The sequence below is a fragment of the Acinetobacter sp. 797_lipA genome, assembly GCF_058243025.1.
In genome coordinates, this window is record NZ_JBZAYQ010000001.1 from 296,002 (window position 1) to 312,875 (window position 16,874).

The window sequence follows — 16,874 nt, forward strand, 5'->3', positions numbered from 1 at the left end:
AGCGTGCGCTGAACCCCATAGCTATTTTTTAACTTGGGTTGGATTTCCAGCGGTGTGGCAGTAATTCTTCTATTTGGGTCACTTTATGGGTCGGTAACCTTTTCAGCACATCACTGAGATAGGCATACGGATCCAGCCCATTCAGTTTTGCTGACTGGATCAGGGTCATGATATTGGCCGCTCGTTGACCACTACGCAGCGAACCTGCAAATAGCCAGTTCTTACGTCCCAAGGCCCAGGGACGCATCTGATTTTCCAACCAATTATTATCAATGGGCAAATTGCCATTATCCAGATAGCGACTTAAGGCTGGCCAGCATTTTAGGCTGTAGTTGATCGCTCGGGCAGTTGGGGAACTCGATGGCACCGTCAGCTGATGTTGGTTGAGCCACTCATATAGTTGTTGCATCACCGGTTGACTATACTGTTGCCGGTATTCGCGGCGGTGTTCTGCTGTACCATCCGTCTTTTTCCTGAGTTCTGCTTCTATCGCATACAGTCTCTGAATCATCAGTAATGCCTGTTCAGCGATCTGACTTTTCCCGGTCACATGCAGTTCATGAAATTTACGACGTGCATGTGCCATGCAGCCCACCTCTATGACCTGGCCTGATTTAAAGCGTGCTTTATAACCACTGTAATCATCACAGACCAGATGGCCCTGCCAGCCATTCAGGAACTCTTCTGCATGCTGACCTGAACGGCTATCTTGAAAGTCATAGATCACCGCTTGAACTGGATTGTACTGTGTGGTGGCATAGGCCCAGACATAACCTTTCTTCGGTTTTTTCTCATTCTCACCCATCCGCATAATGGTGACCGGCGTTTCATCGGCATGGATCACCCGCTGTTGCAGCACCACCTGTTTTAAGGCATTGGCCAGAGGTTCCAGTTCCACACCGCAGCGACCAATCCAGTCAGATAACGTGGATCTGGACAGATCAATGCCCGCCCGCTGATAGATCAGGCGCTGACGGTACAGCGGCAAATGATCGGCATACTTCGATACCAGCACATGGCTGAGCAGTTCAGGTGTAGCGATTCCTTTATCAATAACATACGCAGCCATCGCTTGTTGAGTCAGGATGTCACACTGATCACAGACCCATTTACCACGGATATGTTGTTCCTTATAGAACTGTGCCGGTCTGAAATGCAGTTTTTCACTGATATCTTCGCCGATACGACGGAGTTGGCAGCCACAACTGCATTGGGTTGATGCTGGTTCATGCTCAATACGGAGGGTTGGTAGGTGATCTGGCAGTGGTCGACGTTTAGGTTTGTTGACTGTGGCTTTCTGTGTCGCTGCATCGGTTTTATCTGCATTCAGCCGCTCCAGTTCCAGATCAACTGCTGCGATATCTTCTTCGACCGCTTCATCCCACAGATGGATTTGTTTTGCGGTTAGATGTTCGTTTTTACTGCCGAATTTGTGCTGTTTAAATAGTGCGAGTTCATGCTCGTATTTTTGATTGAGAATAGAAAGATGTTGAACTTTAGAATCTAATTGCTGATTGGTGACTTCAAGATGTTGAACTCTGGCATCTAATTGCTGATTTGATTGTTCCAGTTGTTGTTTAGATTGTGCCAGAGACTGATGCTGCATCGCCAACTGTCTGGTAAATTCCAGCAGTTGTTCATGGGTCAGTTGGCTTAAGTCAGGCAGCGTATTCATGACCGCAGTATGCCTGATGTCATGATGCAGAGGAAATAGAACGTTTGGAGAATAGCAGAATGGACGAGCCTGGTTTAGAGCATAGTCACCACCTGCTGTCGTCCAATGCGCTGCCAGGGCAAACCCTGGATCAATGCCTGTAACTGTTCCGGACTGAGGGCTACGGTTTCACCCTGATGAAGCTGAACCCAGTGGAATTTTCCCTGTTCCAGCCGCCGGGCACACAGCCAGATACCCAATCCATCATGTACCAGCAGTTTCATGCGATGGCCACGTTTATTACAGAACAGGTAAGCGCAATGCGGTTTGATGTAGCCAAAGGCTCTCAGCACCTGAGTCATGACAGTATCCATACCTGCACGCATATCCATCGGCTGGGTAGCAAGCCAGATTTCATCAATACGGATCATTGAGTCAAACCCTGGATCAGCACCAGTAATTCAGTTACTGACTCCACCGGCCAGTCGATCTCGATCATCTGACCCCTTACGGAACCTGGTTCCTCATGTAGTGGAATCCTAATATGAGCGACAACTTTCTTCTCTGGTACAGGTGGCGGAGGTGCTTCTTGTCTGACTGGAGTCGGGTGAAGAATGACGGGAAGGAAGTCGGTCTGTGGAATAGATGGGGGTGTTAATGATGGAACCATTGATCTGGACTGACGAATCCATTTATGCAACAGATTCGCATTGACCTGATGTTGCATTGCCACCTTGGCCACTGATGTGTCTGGCTGCTGACATTGCTGAATAAGTTGATGTTTAAATTCAGCCGTGAAGGTTCGACGGGGCTTTTTTAGGGTTGGTGTGCTGTCTATAACTGTCTTTAAATCCATAAATAGGTGTCCACTTAAATTTTAGTGGACACTATCGCGGTATTAATGAGTTAGAAAAAGTGGGGTTCAGCGGACGCTTACCTTCAAAGTCTAAACAAACACGCTCAAACACTTCACGCATTGTTTCAAGCATTGCTTTGGTAAAAACATCTCTACGATATTTAGCGACAAAGACTAAATGAACGTGCATATTAAAAACACAATGACGACCTGTTCTAATCTCTTGACTATTGCTCATAGACCAAATATATTTTAGTAATGAAAACACTTAAATTACGAATAAAAGACAAACATTGCAAGATGCTAGACCAACTAGCAGTAGAGGTGAACTTTGTTTGGAATTATGTCAATGATTTGTGTTTCAAGCACCTACAACGTAAACAACAATTCTTTTCAGCATACGATATTGCTCAATACACGAAAGGCACATCAAAAGAATGTAACTTACATAGCCAAACCATACAGGCAATTGCAGAAGAATTAGTTACACGAAGAAAGCAGTTTAAAAAAGCCAAGCTAAAATGGCGTGTCAGTAACAACAAATCTGCAAGACGCTCATTAGGCTGGATACCTTTTAAGAAAGTAGCCATTAAATACGCCGATGGCTATGTGCAATATGGCAAGCACCAATTCAAACTATGGGACAGCTACGGACTAAGCAAATACAACGTCAAAACAGGCTCATTTGTAGAAGACAGTCGTGGACGTTGGTATGTTTGCCTTGTGGTTGATGATATTCAACAAGTTAAAGCTATAGCTAAAGGCTCAATTGGCATAGACTTGGGTTTGAAAGATTTAGCCACTTGTTCAGATGGTGTGAAACTCGAAGCTCCTAAAATCTATCGCCAATATGAGGAAAAACTTGGCATTGCTCAAAGAGCAAAAAATAAGAAACGTGTCAAAGCGATTCACGCCAAGATTAAAAATATACGCCAAAATATGTTGCATCAATTCAGCCATAAACTGGTGAATGCACATGCAGCAATCTTTGTTGGCAATGTGAATGCTAAAGCATTAGCACAAACTAGATTAGCGAAGTCAGTGTTAGATGCCAGTTGGACAACACTAAGAACCATGCTCAAGTATAAATGCGAGAACGCAGGAGTATGGTATGGAGAAGTCAACGAAGCCTATACGACCCAAACATGTTCGTGCTGTGGCTCACGCTCTAGCAGTCCGAAAGGTAGAGCAGGTCTTGGAATAAGAGAATGGCAGTGTATGGAGTGCGGTACGCTCCATGATCGGGATATAAATTCCGCACTGAATATTCTTGCGCTCGGACATGAGTGTCTCGGAGGAGGAATCCCCGTTCTTTAGGTCTGGGAGGATGTCAACAAGAATATAACCAAGCCTTTGGACAGTATTGGAAAAGCAAAGCTGGGCAGGAGGTCAACTTTAAACAGTCTCATGGTGGATCGGGCAAGCAAGCACGTGCCGTTGCAACGGGTCTACAAGCAGATGTGGTGGCCTTGGCCAATGATATTGATGAAATTGTGAATACTGGACAAATTGATAAAAACTGGCAAAAAGAATTTCTAAATAATTCTGCACCTTATACTTCAACCATTGTTTTTTTAGTGCGTAAAGGTAATCCAAACAAATTAAAGACTGGAATGATTTAACCAAGCTGGGGGTGAGATCATTACCTCAAATCCAAAAACAAGCGGTGCGCCGCGTTGGATCTATTTATCTGCTTGGGGGTATGCGTTAAAACAACCTGGAGGTAATGATGCTAAAGCCAAAGAATTGGTGAAAAACTGTATCAAAATGTCAAAGTTCTTGATTCAGGCGCGCGAGGTTCATTGACCACGTTTGCTGAACGGGGCATAGGTGATGTGTTGTTGTCTTGGGAAAATGAAGCTTTACTGGCAACTCAAGGCCTAGGTAAAGACAAATACGATATTGTTTATCCGTCTATTTCGATTTTAGCGGAGCCGTCAGTTGCGATTGTAGACAAAACCGTGGACAAAAATGGCAATCGAAATTTGGCCAAGGGCTATTTAAACTATCTGTATTCGCCAAAAGGGCAGGAGTTGGCGGCGAAGCATTTCTTCCGTCCACGAAATAAACAAGTGGCGAACAAATACCTTGCGCAATTTCCAAAGCAAAAAACCTTTAATATTAATGATGTCTTTGGAGGGTGGACCAAAGCGCAGAAAACTCACTTTGTAAATGGTGCGATCTTTGATCAAATTTATACTGAAAAATAAACGTGCTATGGTTTGACGCGATCACGTTCGAACATAAAAGTGGATATACACATATCCACTTTTATTATATTTTAAGCATAAAAATGTATATAATAAGAATAAGTAAAGTGTTTGCTATTATTTTAAATAAAAACAATTCATTAAGTCTTAGTGATGTAAAAATAATGTGTATTTAAAAAACAAAAGCGAATTGCGATTTATGATTTTGTTTCATATATTTAGCATAATTCTTGATATTTAATTTAATACGCTATGAAAACGCATTTGAAATCTCTCTGGGCTGCTGCCGTAGTGGCAACAGGTCTGACATTCAGTATGACATCAGCTCAAGCAGCTGACCGTACTATGCTCAATGTCTCCTATGATGCAACACGTGAATTTTACGATGAGTTCAATAAATCCTTTGGTGCTTATTGGCAAAGTCGTACTGGACAAACGGTCGATTTTAAACAGTCACACGGGGGTTCAGGTAAACAAGCCCGTTCGGTCGTGGATGGTCTAAAAGGGGATGTGGTGACCTTGGCCTTAGCCAATGACATTGAAGAAATTGTTAAATCAGGTCAAATCCAGCCGGGTTGGCAAAAAGAGTTCCCAAATAACTCTGCGCCTTATACATCGACCATTGTGTTCATGGTACGTAAAGGCAACCCGAAAAAAATTAAGGATTGGTCTGATTTAACCAAACCAGGTGTACAAATTATTACGCCTAATCCTAAAACAGGCGGTCTACCACGTTGGGTGTATCTGTCTGCTTGGGGTTATGCACTGAAACAACCCGGTGGCAATGAGGCCAAAGCCAAAGAGTTCGTGGGTAAAATGTACCATAACGTGAAAGTCATGGACTCTGCGGCACGGGCGTCTATGACCACCTTTGCAGAACGTCGCATTGGTGATGTGTTATTGACTTGGGAAAATGAAGCCTTAGTGACACAAAAAACTTTAGGTAAAAATCAGTTCGATATTGTTTATCCATCGATCTCGATTTTAACCGAGCCTTCGGTGGCAATCGTTGATAAGACCGTGGCGAAAAATGGCAACAAGTGGTTAGCACAGGGTTATATCAACTATTTATATTCACCACTGGGTCAGGAAATGGCGGCGAAACACTTCTATCGTCCGCGTAATGCGGCAATTCTAGAAAAATATAAAGCGCAATTTCCACCGTTAAAAACCTTCACCATTGATGAAGTGTTTGGTGGTTGGGCCAATGCTCAAAAGACCCACTTTGTGAATGGGGCGACTTTCGACCAAATCTATAATAGCCGTAAATAATCCAGTTAATTATTTCAGCTGCTGCTTACAAAGCCTCCCTTGGGAGGCTTTTTTGATAATGAATGCCGTTTAAAAACGGTTTTGTCTATGAAAAGTAATATTTCCCTACAAAAAGTCGTTTGGAGCTTTGTTAAAACAAGGTAATAATGTGCAGTTACATTTTTCCTTCCGATCATATTGAGTCTTTATGTCGCATATTTCTGTATTACTTCACGAAACTGTTGATGCTTTGGTAGCAGATCGCAATACAGGGATTTTCATTGACGGGACGTTTGGTCGTGGCGGACATACGCGTTTGCTGTTGTCTAAGCTGGATGAAAATGCACGTGTCTATGGTTTTGATAAAGACCCGCAAGCACTGGAAACAGCCGCGATTTTAGAACAAGAAGATCCACGTTTTAAAATTATCCATGCCAGCTTTGCTGACCTTAAGCATGAGTTAGAAGTACGCGGTATTGGCTTGGTCGATGGGGTTATGGCCGATTTGGGCGTATCTTCACCGCAGCTTGATCAGGCGGAGCGTGGCTTTAGTTTTATGAAAGATGGACCACTGGATATGCGTATGGACAATTCAAAAGGTCCAACTGCAGCGCAGTGGCTAGTGAATATTGAGGAAGAAGCGTTAGCCAATATTATTTTCCAATACGGTGAAGAGCGTTATAGCCGTCGTATTGCCAAAGCGATTAAAGCAGCTGGGTTGATTGAAACCACCGCGCAGTTGGCTGAAATTGTGAAAGTGGCGCACCCGAAATGGGAAAAAAATAAACATGCCGCAACACGAACTTTCCAAGCAATTCGTATTGCCATTAATAAAGAATTAGAAGATATTGAAGTTTTCCTACCGCAAGCGGTAGACGTATTAAAACCGAATGGTCGCTTGGCTGTGATTAGCTTCCATTCCTTAGAAGATCGATTAATTAAACAATTTATTCAAAAAGAGTCGACACTTGAGGAAGATATGGGTTGGGGTATGCCACAACAACGACCAGATACACGTCGTTTAAAGAAAGTATCACGTGTGAAAGCAAGTGATGCAGAAGTTAAAGCCAATCCACGTTCACGTAGTGCATGGCTTAGAGTTGCAGAGCGCTTAGCACTTAAAGGCGAATAATGAAAACTGAAGTCGTTGAAAAAATTCCAACAAAGTTAAAGTTTAAGAAGCTGATTGCCTATGTCATTTTATTGGTGCTGGTGTTTATCAGTGCCATGATGGTGGTGTTCCAAGTGTTTGAATACCGCCATGACTATCGCGAAATGAGCTCTTTTATGCGCGAGCGTGATGACCTAAATGCAGAGTGGGGCCGTTTGCTGATTGAACAGCAAACTTTTGGCGCAACTGCACAAATTGGAACGCGCGCGGTGACGCAACTGCGGATGTATTCACCACCTGCGGCGCAAACCGTAGTGATTTCTTTACCCACGACTTCAGAAGACAAAAAATAAGGCCGCTGTAACATGGTAGAAAAGCGTAAACCCACTCGTAAAAAACAGCAAGCGGTGACTGAAAAATCGGCTCTACAGGTTGAAATGTGGCGCTTTTATCTCATGTGGGCTGTGGTTTTAGCCTGCTTTATTGCTTTGGTTGGACGTGCTTTTTACGTACAGGTTATTAATACTGAGTTTTTGCAAAATAAAGCCAATGCCAATATTTTAAGAACAGAAAAAATTAAAGCCATGCGTGGTGTGATTTATGACCGTCATGGTGTGCCTTTGGCGATCAGTACGCCGATTATGAAAGTGGTGATTGACCCGCGTGATTATTTTGATAATAAAAAACTGTTTGATGAAATTACCGCTGAATTAGCCAAAGATCCACACAATCGTAAATTGAAGCGTCAATTACCAGACAAAAACTTAAATCTGGATGAGTTGGCTGATGCCGTGGGCATGGATCGTGCGGAACTGAAGCGGAAACTGAATGAACGTCCGCGTTCGCGCTACTTGGTCTTAAAAAAAGAAGTGCCACCTCAGCAAGCTGAACTGATTGCAAAACGTGAGTTCCAAGGGGTGTATACCGAAAAGAACTACAAGCGTTACTATCCACAACCACAACCGAATGCGCAAATTATTGGTTTGACCAACAGTGAAGGTTCGGGCATTGAAGGTTTAGAAATGCAGCTGAATCAACGCCTGTCGGGTATTGATGGTGAGCAGCAAATTGTTCGAGATAAAAAGGGCAATCGTTTTAAAGATGCAGAGGTAATTAAAGAAGTTGAGCCGGGCGAAAATATTACGCTCAGTATTGACTCACGCCTTCAGTACATTATGTACCGTGAACTGACCGCTGCGGGCGTAGCCAATAATGCACGTTCTGCAACAGCAATTGCGGTCGATGTGAAAACAGGTGAAATTTTAGCGATGGCGTCTTGGCCGTCGTATAACCCGAACGATAAAAACAGTTTGTCCAATAAAGACGCCATGCGTAACCGTGGTGCGGTTGACTCTTTCGAACCGGGTTCAACCATGAAGCCTTTGACCATTTCAATGGCCTTGGAAAGCGGCAAATACATGCCGAATACTGTGGTTAATACCACTCCGGGTTCGATGCGAGTCGGCAACCACACCATTCGAGATACACATAACTATGGTCCACTGACTTTGGGTGGAATTATTCAAAAATCGTCTAACGTGGGTGTGGCTAAAATTGCTTTGTCTCTCCCTTATGCAACTTTACCGACTTTTTATAAACGTCTCGGTTTTGGTCAGCGTTCAGCTGTTAAATTCCCGGGTGAAAGTGGTGGTTTAATTCTTCCACCAAGTAAATGGAATGTATCGGAAGTGGCGACCATGGCGTATGGCTATGGCTTAAATGCGACTGTGCTGCAAATGGTGGATGCTTATGCCATGTTGGCTAACAAAGGTGTGAAAATGCCTTTGAGTTTGTATAAGTTAGATGCGCCTCCCCGTGGTGAACAAATGATTGATCCAAAAATTGCGGATCAAGTTTTGTTGATGATGGAAACGGCAACCTTACCGGGTGGTACCGCGACTCGTGCAACCATTCCGGGTTACCGTGTAGGTGGTAAAACAGGAACCGCGCATAAGTTACGTGCTGACCGTAAAGGCTACTCAACCAATGAATATCGTGCACTTTTTGCCGGTGTTGCACCAGTCAGCGACCCGCGTTTAGCGATGGTGGTTGTGGTCGAAAACCCGCAAGGGACCTACTATGGTGGTACGGTGTCTGCGCCTGTATTTGCCCGTGTTATGCAAGAATCCTTACGTTTAATGAACGTGCCTTTAGATAAACCTTTAGATGCTCCTGTAATCAAGAGATAGGTGATGAATGTCCATTACATTTCAACAACTCTACACCGCTAACTTAAGCGCTGAATGGATGGCACAGCCATTTCAAGGTTTTGTTCTTGATAGTCGTAAAGTACAGGCAGGGCAAATTTTTATTGCGCTGACATCACTTTCACAACCTGAGAAAACAGAGCAGTTTGCGCAAATAGCCTTGGACAAAGGGGCTTTAGCGGTGGTGAGTGAAACTGAGCTTGCACTTGAAAACAGTATTGTGGTGCCGAATGTGCGTCACTTGATGGGAGGCTGGCAAAAGCAATTTTTGTTGGCCACTAGCCAAGTCCAGCCTGCTCGCATTTTAGCGGTGACAGGAACCAATGGTAAAACCACCATTTCTCGTTTGGTTGCTGAGCTGTTGATGTTGCAAGGTCAGTCTTGTGCTGTGATGGGCACGACAGGTAATGGGATTTTACCCAATTTAGAAGCATCGTCGCATACTACCTTGGATGCGCTGCACTTACAAAATGCATTACATAGCTATGCCAAGCAAGGTGCTGAATTTGCATCGATTGAAGCCTCTTCACATGGTTTGGAACAAGGCCGTTTAGCGGGCAGTGAAATTGAAATTGCTGCGTATAGCAACTTAAGTCGCGACCATTTGGACTACCATGGCACGCTTGAGGCCTATGCCGAAGCTAAATCTCGCTTGTTTCAATTTCCATCATTGAAAGTTGCAGTCATCAATCTGGATGATGAGCATGCTGGAGTCATGATTCAAGCGGCACAAAATAATCCAGCCCAACCGAAAATTTTAACCTATTCAACCACACAGCCTGCAGACTATCAGGTGAAGAATATTCAATATAGCCTGACGGGTGCGAACTTTAGCCTGTGTACGGCACAGGCCGAATATCAGGTACAGAACCCATTATTGGGTCATTTTAATATTGAAAATTTGGTCGCAAGTTTAATTATGGTTGAACAAGCGGGTTTTGATTTAGCCGATGTGGTTGCTATGACAGCACAACTCAAAGGTGCACCAGGCCGTATGCAAGTGATTCGTGATGATGCGCGTTTATTTGTGGTTGATTATGCGCATACGCCTGATGCTCTGGTGCAAGTCTTAAGCACGTTGAAGCGCCATGTAGAGCAGCAACTCTGGGCGGTATTTGGCTGTGGTGGAGACCGCGACCGTGGCAAACGGCCACTCATGACCCAAGCAGCATTAAACGGAGCAGATGTGGTGTTGTTGACTTCAGATAACCCACGTACAGAAAATCCTGAGCAAATTTTTGCCGATATGAAAGCGGGGATTGATTTCTCAAACCGTGTGGTTCATGAAATCCATGATCGTCGTGAAGCGATTAAATTTGCCGTTCAACACGCCCAATCGGGTGATATTGTCGTGATTGCAGGCAAAGGTCATGAAAACTATCAAGAAATAGAGGGTGTTCGGCATTGGTTTGACGATGTCGTCGAAGTGCAATCCGCGATTGATGCACAGCACCACACTACTGATTCTGCTTATCCTGCACACTAAGGAAGTCGTATGCATACCTCAACAACCAGCACAGTGCCTTTAGTGTCATGGACCGCCGCACAGTTACTCGAAGCCACCCAAGGTTATTGGCTAAATGATCAAGCGCCAAATACTGAAATTAAACGTATTTTGACGGATTCGCGTGATGCAGAAGCAGGAGATGCTTTCTTAGCACTCAAAGGCGAACGTTTTGATGCACATGCTTTTATTACGCAAGTTGCTGAACAAGGTTGCCAAGTGGCCATTGTGAGTCAGCCTATAGATGCAGAGATTTGTCAGTTGGTGGTGCCTGATACACGTTTGGCATTGGGACAGCTGGGGGCTTATCGTCGTGCACAAAACCCACAGCTAAAAGTGATTGCGCTGACGGGTAGTAGTGGTAAAACCACCACCAAAGAAATGTTAGGCAGTATTTTGTCACGTATAGCACCAACGTTGGTGACCCGTGGCAATCTGAATAACGACCTGGGTGTGCCAGTCATGTTATTGGAATTACGTCCTGAGCATCAATATGCAGTGATGGAGTTGGGTGCAAGCCATCAAGGTGAAATTGACTATACTTCGAATTTGGTCCAGCCTTTGGTTGCAGGCATTATCAATATTGGTACAGCACACTTGGGTGAGTTTGGTGGACGCGATGGCATCTGCCGTGCCAAGTCTGAGATTTATGCGCATATTACTGCAAATGGTACAGCGATTGTTCCTGCGGCCGATGATTTTGCCGATAGCATTCGTCAAGCAGTGCAAACTGAACAGGTGCTCAGCTTTGGTGCGGGTGGAGAAGTCTTTGCGACTGAGATTGAACTACAGGCGCAATCTGCAACGTTTAAGTTGAATACCCCGCAAGGCGTGCGTCAGGTGAATTTACCATTTGCTGGGGAGCATAATGTTCAAAATGCAACCGCTGCGGCAGCTTTTGCTTTAGCGATTGGTATTAGCTTGGATGATATCGTGCTTGGCCTTGAGCAAGCGGTCGGTGCAAAAGGGCGTTTGAACTTTATTCAACAAGGCCGTCATTTGTTGATTGATGATACCTATAATGCCAACCCAACTTCTATGCGTGCCGCTGCTGAAGTGCTTGCACAGCAAGAGGGGGTTCGGGTGATGGTGATGGGTGATATCGGTGAGCTAGGTAGCTCTGCTGCACAGCAGCACTATATGCTGGGGCGTGATTTGGTCTCAGTGAAAGGGCTGAACTTCGTAGTGGCTGTCGGTGAATTTGCACCTGCGGCACAAGAAGGTGCACGCAGCACCCAATATGGCAAAAAAATGCAGGCTTTTTTGAATCAAGAGCAGGCTTTGCCGTTCTTACTCAGTTTAATTGAAACACATCAACCCCAGTCTATGAGTTTCCTGTTTAAAGGTTCTCGTTATACCCATATGGAAACGTTGATGGCTGATTTGATGGAGAAACTCTAAATGTTGTTATGGTTATTTGAACAACTGGCGGGCTACCATAGTTCGTTTCAGGTGGTTCGTTATTTAACATTGCGTTCTTTGCTCAGTGTTTTAACCGCACTGACCATTGGTCTAGTGCTCGGTCCTGTGATGATTCGCAAGTTGCAAGCACTCAAATATGGTCAAGCCGTGAGTTCATATGCTCCTGAAAATCATGCCAAAAAAATGGGTACACCAACCATGGGTGGGGTGCTGATCTTACTCTCAATTGGTATCTCCACACTGTTGTGGGCAGACTTATCCAACCCTTATGTATGGATTGTCTTGGCAGTGATGGTGATTTTTGGTGCAGTGGGTTGGGCCGATGACTGGATCAAGATTCGCTATAAAGACAATGCTGGCTTACCTGCCCGTAAAAAGTTCTTCTGGACGTCGCTTGCGTCACTGGGTGCTGGTATTGCACTATATGTAATTGCACAGCAACAGAGCAATCCTGTACATACCGCAAATATGCTGGATCTGCTGATTCCATTTTTTAAAGATTTAAGTATTCCTTTATCGGTGATTCCGCTGGGTATTGGTTTTATCATTTTCACCTATTTGGTGATTAATGGTGCATCAAATGCCGTGAACCTGACCGATGGTTTGGACGGTTTAGCGATTATGCCTGTAGTGCTGGTTGCAGCGGGTTTAGGTGTATTTGCATATTTGGCCGGTGATGTCCGTTTTGCCAATTATTTACATATTCCTTATGTGCGCTTTGCTTCTGAGTTGGTGGTGATTTGTGCAGCCATGATTGGCGCAGGTCTAGCCTTCCTTTGGTTTAATGCACACCCTGCACAGGTTTTTATGGGCGATGTGGGTGCATTATCATTGGGTGCAATGCTCGGTACAATTGCGGTCATGGTTCGTCAGGAAATTGTCTTTGCCATTATGGCTGGTGTGTTTTTGGTCGAAGCGATTTCAGTCTTCTTGCAAATTGGTTCTCTCAGAATGCGCAATAAACGGGTATTTCTGATGGCACCTTTACACCACCATTATGAGAAAAAAGGCTGGCGTGAAACCCAAGTGGTGATTCGTTTTTGGATTATCACAATTATGCTGGTAGTTTTAGGGCTAATGACTTTAAAATTGCGCTAAGCAAAAGTATGAAAAGAGTCGGTATTTGCCGGCTTTTTTTATGCGTGAGGTAATGTCTTGGAGAAAATAATGAATCTGCTCATGTGTCCTGTGTGTCGTGAGACTCTAACTTTAAACGAAAGAACATGGCGCTGTGCGAATTCACATAGTTATGATGTGGCGAAACAAGGCTACGTCAATCTGCATGTCGTCCAACATAAGCACAGCAAAAATCCGGGGGATACGCCTGAGTCGGTACAAGCCCGCCGTGCCTTCTTAAGTGCAGGTCATTACGCGCCTTTACAGCAAGCAGTTGTAAATAAGGTGCGTGATTTACGTATTGAAAATTTACTCGATATTGGCTGTGGTGAAGGCTATTACACAGACGCGATGCAGGCTGAAGTGCTGCAATGTGTTGGTGTCGATATTGCGAAAAATGCAGTGCAAGTGGCTGCGAAAATCAATAAAAAGATTACTTGGGTTGTGGGTACTGGAGCAACTTTACCTGTACTGGATCAGTCAATTGATTTATGTAGCAGTTTATTTAGCCCGATTCCAAAACAAGAGATTTTAAGGGTGCTCAAGCCGCAAGGATATTTATTTGTAGTGACGCCTGCGCCTCAGCATTTGTATGCCATGCGTGAAGCTCTGTTCGAAGAGGTGAAGCCGCATGAACCGAGCAAATTTGTAGAGCAGTTGAGTGATGCATTTGACTTGGTGAGTGATGATGTTGTTGATGCTGAACTTAAGCTTAATCAGCAGGACTTAAAAAACCTGATTGCCATGACCCCTTATGCCTATAAAGCAAAACAAGAGCGCCGTGAAGCTTTAGAGGCTCAAACAGCTTTTGAACTACAAGCGCAGTATCAAATTTTACTGTTTCAGAAAAAAGCATAAGTATAAAAAAGCCCGCAGATGCGGGCTTTTATTATTGGACTTGATCAATCAAATGATCGAGCGCATCTGATTTAGGTTTTGGTTGTTCTTTGGGTGCTTGCATGGTGGGTGGGGTGCTGTTCTTTGGAACCAACGTTTCCTCTTCACCAGGCAAATCATCAAAGTCACGCTCAGGAGCACGTGGAACCACCACCGGTGCAGGGCGATACAACGGCTGCGCCAAAGGTGGGGTTGGCCCTAAGTTGCTCTGAGGTGTTTCTTTCTGATGGCGTTGAATTGGCGCTTTGGCTTTGGCATCGAGTTGAACCCACGCCGAAGGCGTGCCTTGTAAGGCTTTGGCCATGAAGTCTGTCCAAATTGGAAGCGCAGCCACACCGCCGTATTCGCGGCGTCCTAAAGTTGTGGGTTGGTCGAAACCAACCCACGCTACAGTCACCAATTTGCCATTAAAGCCTGCAAACCAAGCATCTTTTGCATCATTGGTGGTTCCTGTTTTACCGCCCAAGTCATCTCGTCCAATACGCAGCGCAGCACGGCCTGTACCATGTTGAATCACGTCTTTTAAAATATTCGCCATATCATAAGCAGAGCTAGATTTTAAAATACGTTGCGCTTGACGATAGTCACTGTTGATCTCCACTGGATTTGCCGATTTTTCAGTGGGGTTTAGATCTTGGTTAGTGACTTCAATTACTTCATCATCAGGTGTGATGGTGTCAGCAGACTGAGGATTTGATTCTTGTTGAGAGATACAACTGATACATGCATATTCAGGGTTGTTCTGATAAATGACCTTGCCATAGGCATCTTCAATACGATTGATGAAGTGTGGTTGAATACGATAACCGCCATTGGCAAAGGCTGAGTATCCAGTAGCCATTTGAATCGGTAAAACCTGAGGTGTTCCGAGTGCAATGGTGTAGTTACGCGGAATCTGTTCATCGGTTAAGCCGAAGTCCATGAACAATTGGCGTGTCCGTTCAATGCCCACAGTTTGTAAGAGTCGAACTGACACGGTGTTACGCGATAAATAGAGTGCACGACGCAATGGAATCATGCCTAAATAGCGACCATCGGCATTGCGTGGTGACCATTTCCCAATGGTGATTGGGCTGTCATTGACCATGCTATATGGGGTCATACCGCGCTCTAAAGCGAGTGCATAGACAAAGGGTTTAATAATTGAACCTGGTTGGCGCCAGCCTTGGGTGGTTCGGTTAAATTTAGATTGATAAAAATTATAACCACCAACCAGTGCTTCTACAGCGCCATTGTTTGGGTTAAGTGCAATCAGCTGGCCCTGAACTTTAGGCAGTTGCACCAAAGCCCATGAGGTTTTGTTGTCATTGGGGCGCAGACGTACAATGTCTTTCACTTTAACAATTTGAGATGCTCTTGATGGTGCACTGCCTACCGCATTCGCATTGCGATAAGGACGTGTCCAAGACATGCCAGACCATGGCACGGTTACTGTTGAGCCATCTTGCATTAGGGCATCAAAACTATTTTGATTGACACGGGTAACTTCGGCAGGGAAGGTGTTGGCAAATGCACTAAAGCTACTTAAGGGTTTGTCATGGGCTTCTGCACCACGCCAACCATGACGACGGTCATAGGCTTCTAAACCATCTTGTACCGCTTGTTCGGCATAGGCTTGGCGTTCACTGTTGATGGTGGTGTAAACCTTATAACCAGAGTCAATCGCGTGCTCGCCAAACTTTTCAATCAGTTCGCTGCGGACCATTTCACCGATATAGGGAAATCGGTTGCTTACCCCCCGGTCAGGCATATCAAGGTTAATTGGTTCAGCAATCCCTTTTTCATATTGGCTTTGGTTAATGTAGCCTAGCTGGAGCATACGACCCAAAATCCAGTTACGACGTTCTAAAGCACGTTCGGGGTTGACCACTGGATTGTATTTAGACGGCGCTTTAGGCAGACCTGCAATCATCGCCATTTGTGCAATGCTGAGTTCATCTAAGCTTTTGTTGTAGTAAATTTTAGCTGCCGCTGCGATACCGTAGGCATTTTTACCCAAGAAAATCTTGTTGACATAGAGGGTTAAGATTTCCTCTTTCGTCAAATTTTGTTCAATTTTTCGTGCCAGAAAAACCTCAGTCAACTTACGTTTTAAGGTACGTTCGGGACTGAGATAATAGTTTTTTGCCACTTGCATGGTGATGGTCGAGCCACCCGTTTGGACGTTTGACCCAGTAATACTTTCACTGACTGCACGTCCTAAACCTTTAAAACTGATACCACTATGCTCAAAAAAAGAAGAATCTTCCGCCGCTAAAAAGGCATGAATAAAACTTCGAGGGATCTGATCGTAATCTACGGGTACAGATAGCTTGCCACCGTATTCCGAAATGAGTTGGTTATCCGCACTATAAACTTGTAAAGGTTTTAGTAATGGCGCCTTTTTTAGAGTTGTCATTTGCGGCAAAGATGGGGCAATATAGAGATACATGCCATAAAAACCCATTGGAATTGAGACCAACATTATAATAATGATCAAAAAAAATGGATGAACACGGCCCGAACAAGATAGCTTTTTCATAACAAGTAAGTTTTAATAAGAGCTAATGGCAAACTAATTAGCGGTCAGTATATCCTTTACACATACGGAATGTTAGATGAGTTATTGTATCCGTATAAAATTATAGACGCGGACTAATTAGTGGG

Annotated in this window: 13 protein-coding genes and 2 pseudogenes; 10 read left to right on the forward strand and 5 right to left on the reverse strand. The window is 44.4% G+C overall.

Translation table 11 applies throughout. The features are described from left to right. Positions 1 to 28: 28 nt before the first annotated feature. From tnpC to AC4CU2_RS01380, 4 genes and pseudogenes are all read right to left on the reverse strand, one after another. The gene (gene tnpC / locus AC4CU2_RS01365) at positions 29 to 1,675 is read right to left on the reverse strand and encodes an IS66 family transposase (protein WP_490768173.1); all 1,647 of its coding nucleotides are present in this window, start codon (positions 1,673 to 1,675) and stop codon (positions 29 to 31) included. Positions 1,676 to 1,749: 74 nt separating this feature from the next. Then, on the reverse strand, positions 1,750 to 2,085 hold the full coding sequence (gene tnpB, locus AC4CU2_RS01370) for an IS66 family insertion sequence element accessory protein TnpB (protein WP_004691523.1): 336 nt from the start codon (positions 2,083 to 2,085) through the stop codon (positions 1,750 to 1,752). Beyond that, positions 2,082 to 2,510: an IS66-like element accessory protein TnpA gene (gene tnpA, locus AC4CU2_RS01375; protein ID WP_005401365.1), complete on the reverse strand. Its 429-nt coding sequence runs from the start codon at positions 2,508 to 2,510 to the stop codon at positions 2,082 to 2,084. The genes tnpB and tnpA overlap by 4 nt, the downstream gene beginning before the upstream one ends. A 76-nt stretch (positions 2,511 to 2,586) precedes the next feature. Further along, positions 2,587 to 2,748, reverse strand: a pseudogene (locus AC4CU2_RS01380) (transposase); the annotation flags it as partial. Between the two features lie 20 nt (positions 2,749 to 2,768). Here AC4CU2_RS01380 and AC4CU2_RS01385 point away from each other — a divergent pair. From AC4CU2_RS01385 to AC4CU2_RS01430, 10 genes and pseudogenes are all read left to right on the forward strand, one after another. Continuing rightward, positions 2,769 to 3,827 carry an RNA-guided endonuclease InsQ/TnpB family protein gene (locus AC4CU2_RS01385; protein ID WP_438330947.1) on the forward strand — a complete coding sequence of 353 codons (1,059 nt, stop codon included), beginning with the start codon at positions 2,769 to 2,771 and terminating at the stop codon, positions 3,825 to 3,827. Then, positions 3,797 to 4,720, forward strand: a pseudogene (locus AC4CU2_RS01390) (sulfate ABC transporter substrate-binding protein). Before AC4CU2_RS01385 ends, AC4CU2_RS01390 begins: the two are co-directional and overlap by 31 nt. A 252-nt stretch (positions 4,721 to 4,972) precedes the next feature. After that, the gene (locus tag AC4CU2_RS01395; RefSeq protein WP_058870429.1) at positions 4,973 to 5,992 is read left to right on the forward strand and encodes a sulfate ABC transporter substrate-binding protein; all 1,020 of its coding nucleotides are present in this window, start codon (positions 4,973 to 4,975) and stop codon (positions 5,990 to 5,992) included. A 187-nt stretch (positions 5,993 to 6,179) separates the two neighbouring features. Continuing rightward, positions 6,180 to 7,103: a 16S rRNA (cytosine(1402)-N(4))-methyltransferase RsmH gene (rsmH, locus tag AC4CU2_RS01400; protein WP_058951622.1), complete on the forward strand. Its 924-nt coding sequence runs from the start codon at positions 6,180 to 6,182 to the stop codon at positions 7,101 to 7,103. Beyond that, positions 7,103 to 7,435 carry a cell division protein FtsL gene (gene ftsL, locus AC4CU2_RS01405; RefSeq protein WP_004691506.1) on the forward strand — a complete coding sequence of 111 codons (333 nt, stop codon included), beginning with the start codon at positions 7,103 to 7,105 and terminating at the stop codon, positions 7,433 to 7,435. The genes rsmH and ftsL overlap by 1 nt, the downstream gene beginning before the upstream one ends. A 12-nt stretch (positions 7,436 to 7,447) precedes the next feature. Further along, a complete protein-coding gene (gene ftsI, locus AC4CU2_RS01410) occupies positions 7,448 to 9,271 on the forward strand; it encodes a penicillin-binding protein PBP3 (protein WP_130235298.1) in 1,824 nt (607 codons plus the stop codon). Between the two features lie 7 nt (positions 9,272 to 9,278). Next, positions 9,279 to 10,775, forward strand: a complete 1,497-nt coding sequence (locus AC4CU2_RS01415) for a UDP-N-acetylmuramoyl-L-alanyl-D-glutamate--2,6-diaminopimelate ligase (protein ID WP_438330948.1) — start codon at positions 9,279 to 9,281, stop codon at positions 10,773 to 10,775. 9 nt (positions 10,776 to 10,784) lie between these two features. Beyond that, a complete protein-coding gene (locus AC4CU2_RS01420; protein ID WP_438330949.1) occupies positions 10,785 to 12,194 on the forward strand; it encodes a UDP-N-acetylmuramoyl-tripeptide--D-alanyl-D-alanine ligase in 1,410 nt (469 codons plus the stop codon). Then, positions 12,195 to 13,313, forward strand: coding sequence for a phospho-N-acetylmuramoyl-pentapeptide-transferase (gene mraY / locus AC4CU2_RS01425; RefSeq protein WP_004691502.1), 1,119 nt, complete (start codon positions 12,195 to 12,197; stop codon positions 13,311 to 13,313). It begins immediately after the preceding gene. Between the two features lie 69 nt (positions 13,314 to 13,382). After that, on the forward strand, positions 13,383 to 14,189 hold the full coding sequence (locus AC4CU2_RS01430; protein ID WP_094148984.1) for a putative RNA methyltransferase: 807 nt from the start codon (positions 13,383 to 13,385) through the stop codon (positions 14,187 to 14,189). 31 nt (positions 14,190 to 14,220) lie between these two features. On the opposite strand, the gene ponA is transcribed toward AC4CU2_RS01430, so the two are convergent. Next, positions 14,221 to 16,749, reverse strand: coding sequence for a penicillin-binding protein PBP1a (ponA, locus tag AC4CU2_RS01435; RefSeq protein WP_490768174.1), 2,529 nt, complete (start codon positions 16,747 to 16,749; stop codon positions 14,221 to 14,223). Positions 16,750 to 16,874 lie beyond the last annotated feature (125 nt).

What these genes read in the sequence shown, in the direction of transcription:
- tnpC (WP_490768173.1), bottom strand. Translation starts at nt 1,675, where the DNA reads ATGAATACGCTGCCTGACTTAAGCCAACTGACCCATGAACAACTGCTG.
- tnpB (WP_004691523.1), bottom strand. Translation starts at nt 2,085, where the DNA reads ATGATCCGTATTGATGAAATCTGGCTTGCTACCCAGCCGATGGATATG.
- tnpA (WP_005401365.1), bottom strand. Translation starts at nt 2,510, where the DNA reads ATGGATTTAAAGACAGTTATAGACAGCACACCAACCCTAAAAAAGCCC.
- AC4CU2_RS01385 (WP_438330947.1), top strand. Translation starts at nt 2,769, where the DNA reads ATGAAAACACTTAAATTACGAATAAAAGACAAACATTGCAAGATGCTA.
- AC4CU2_RS01395 (WP_058870429.1), top strand. Translation starts at nt 4,973, where the DNA reads ATGAAAACGCATTTGAAATCTCTCTGGGCTGCTGCCGTAGTGGCAACA.
- rsmH (WP_058951622.1), top strand. Translation starts at nt 6,180, where the DNA reads ATGTCGCATATTTCTGTATTACTTCACGAAACTGTTGATGCTTTGGTA.
- ftsL (WP_004691506.1), top strand. Translation starts at nt 7,103, where the DNA reads ATGAAAACTGAAGTCGTTGAAAAAATTCCAACAAAGTTAAAGTTTAAG.
- ftsI (WP_130235298.1), top strand. Translation starts at nt 7,448, where the DNA reads ATGGTAGAAAAGCGTAAACCCACTCGTAAAAAACAGCAAGCGGTGACT.
- AC4CU2_RS01415 (WP_438330948.1), top strand. Translation starts at nt 9,279, where the DNA reads ATGTCCATTACATTTCAACAACTCTACACCGCTAACTTAAGCGCTGAA.
- AC4CU2_RS01420 (WP_438330949.1), top strand. Translation starts at nt 10,785, where the DNA reads ATGCATACCTCAACAACCAGCACAGTGCCTTTAGTGTCATGGACCGCC.
- mraY (WP_004691502.1), top strand. Translation starts at nt 12,195, where the DNA reads ATGTTGTTATGGTTATTTGAACAACTGGCGGGCTACCATAGTTCGTTT.
- AC4CU2_RS01430 (WP_094148984.1), top strand. Translation starts at nt 13,383, where the DNA reads ATGAATCTGCTCATGTGTCCTGTGTGTCGTGAGACTCTAACTTTAAAC.
- ponA (WP_490768174.1), bottom strand. Translation starts at nt 16,749, where the DNA reads ATGAAAAAGCTATCTTGTTCGGGCCGTGTTCATCCATTTTTTTTGATC.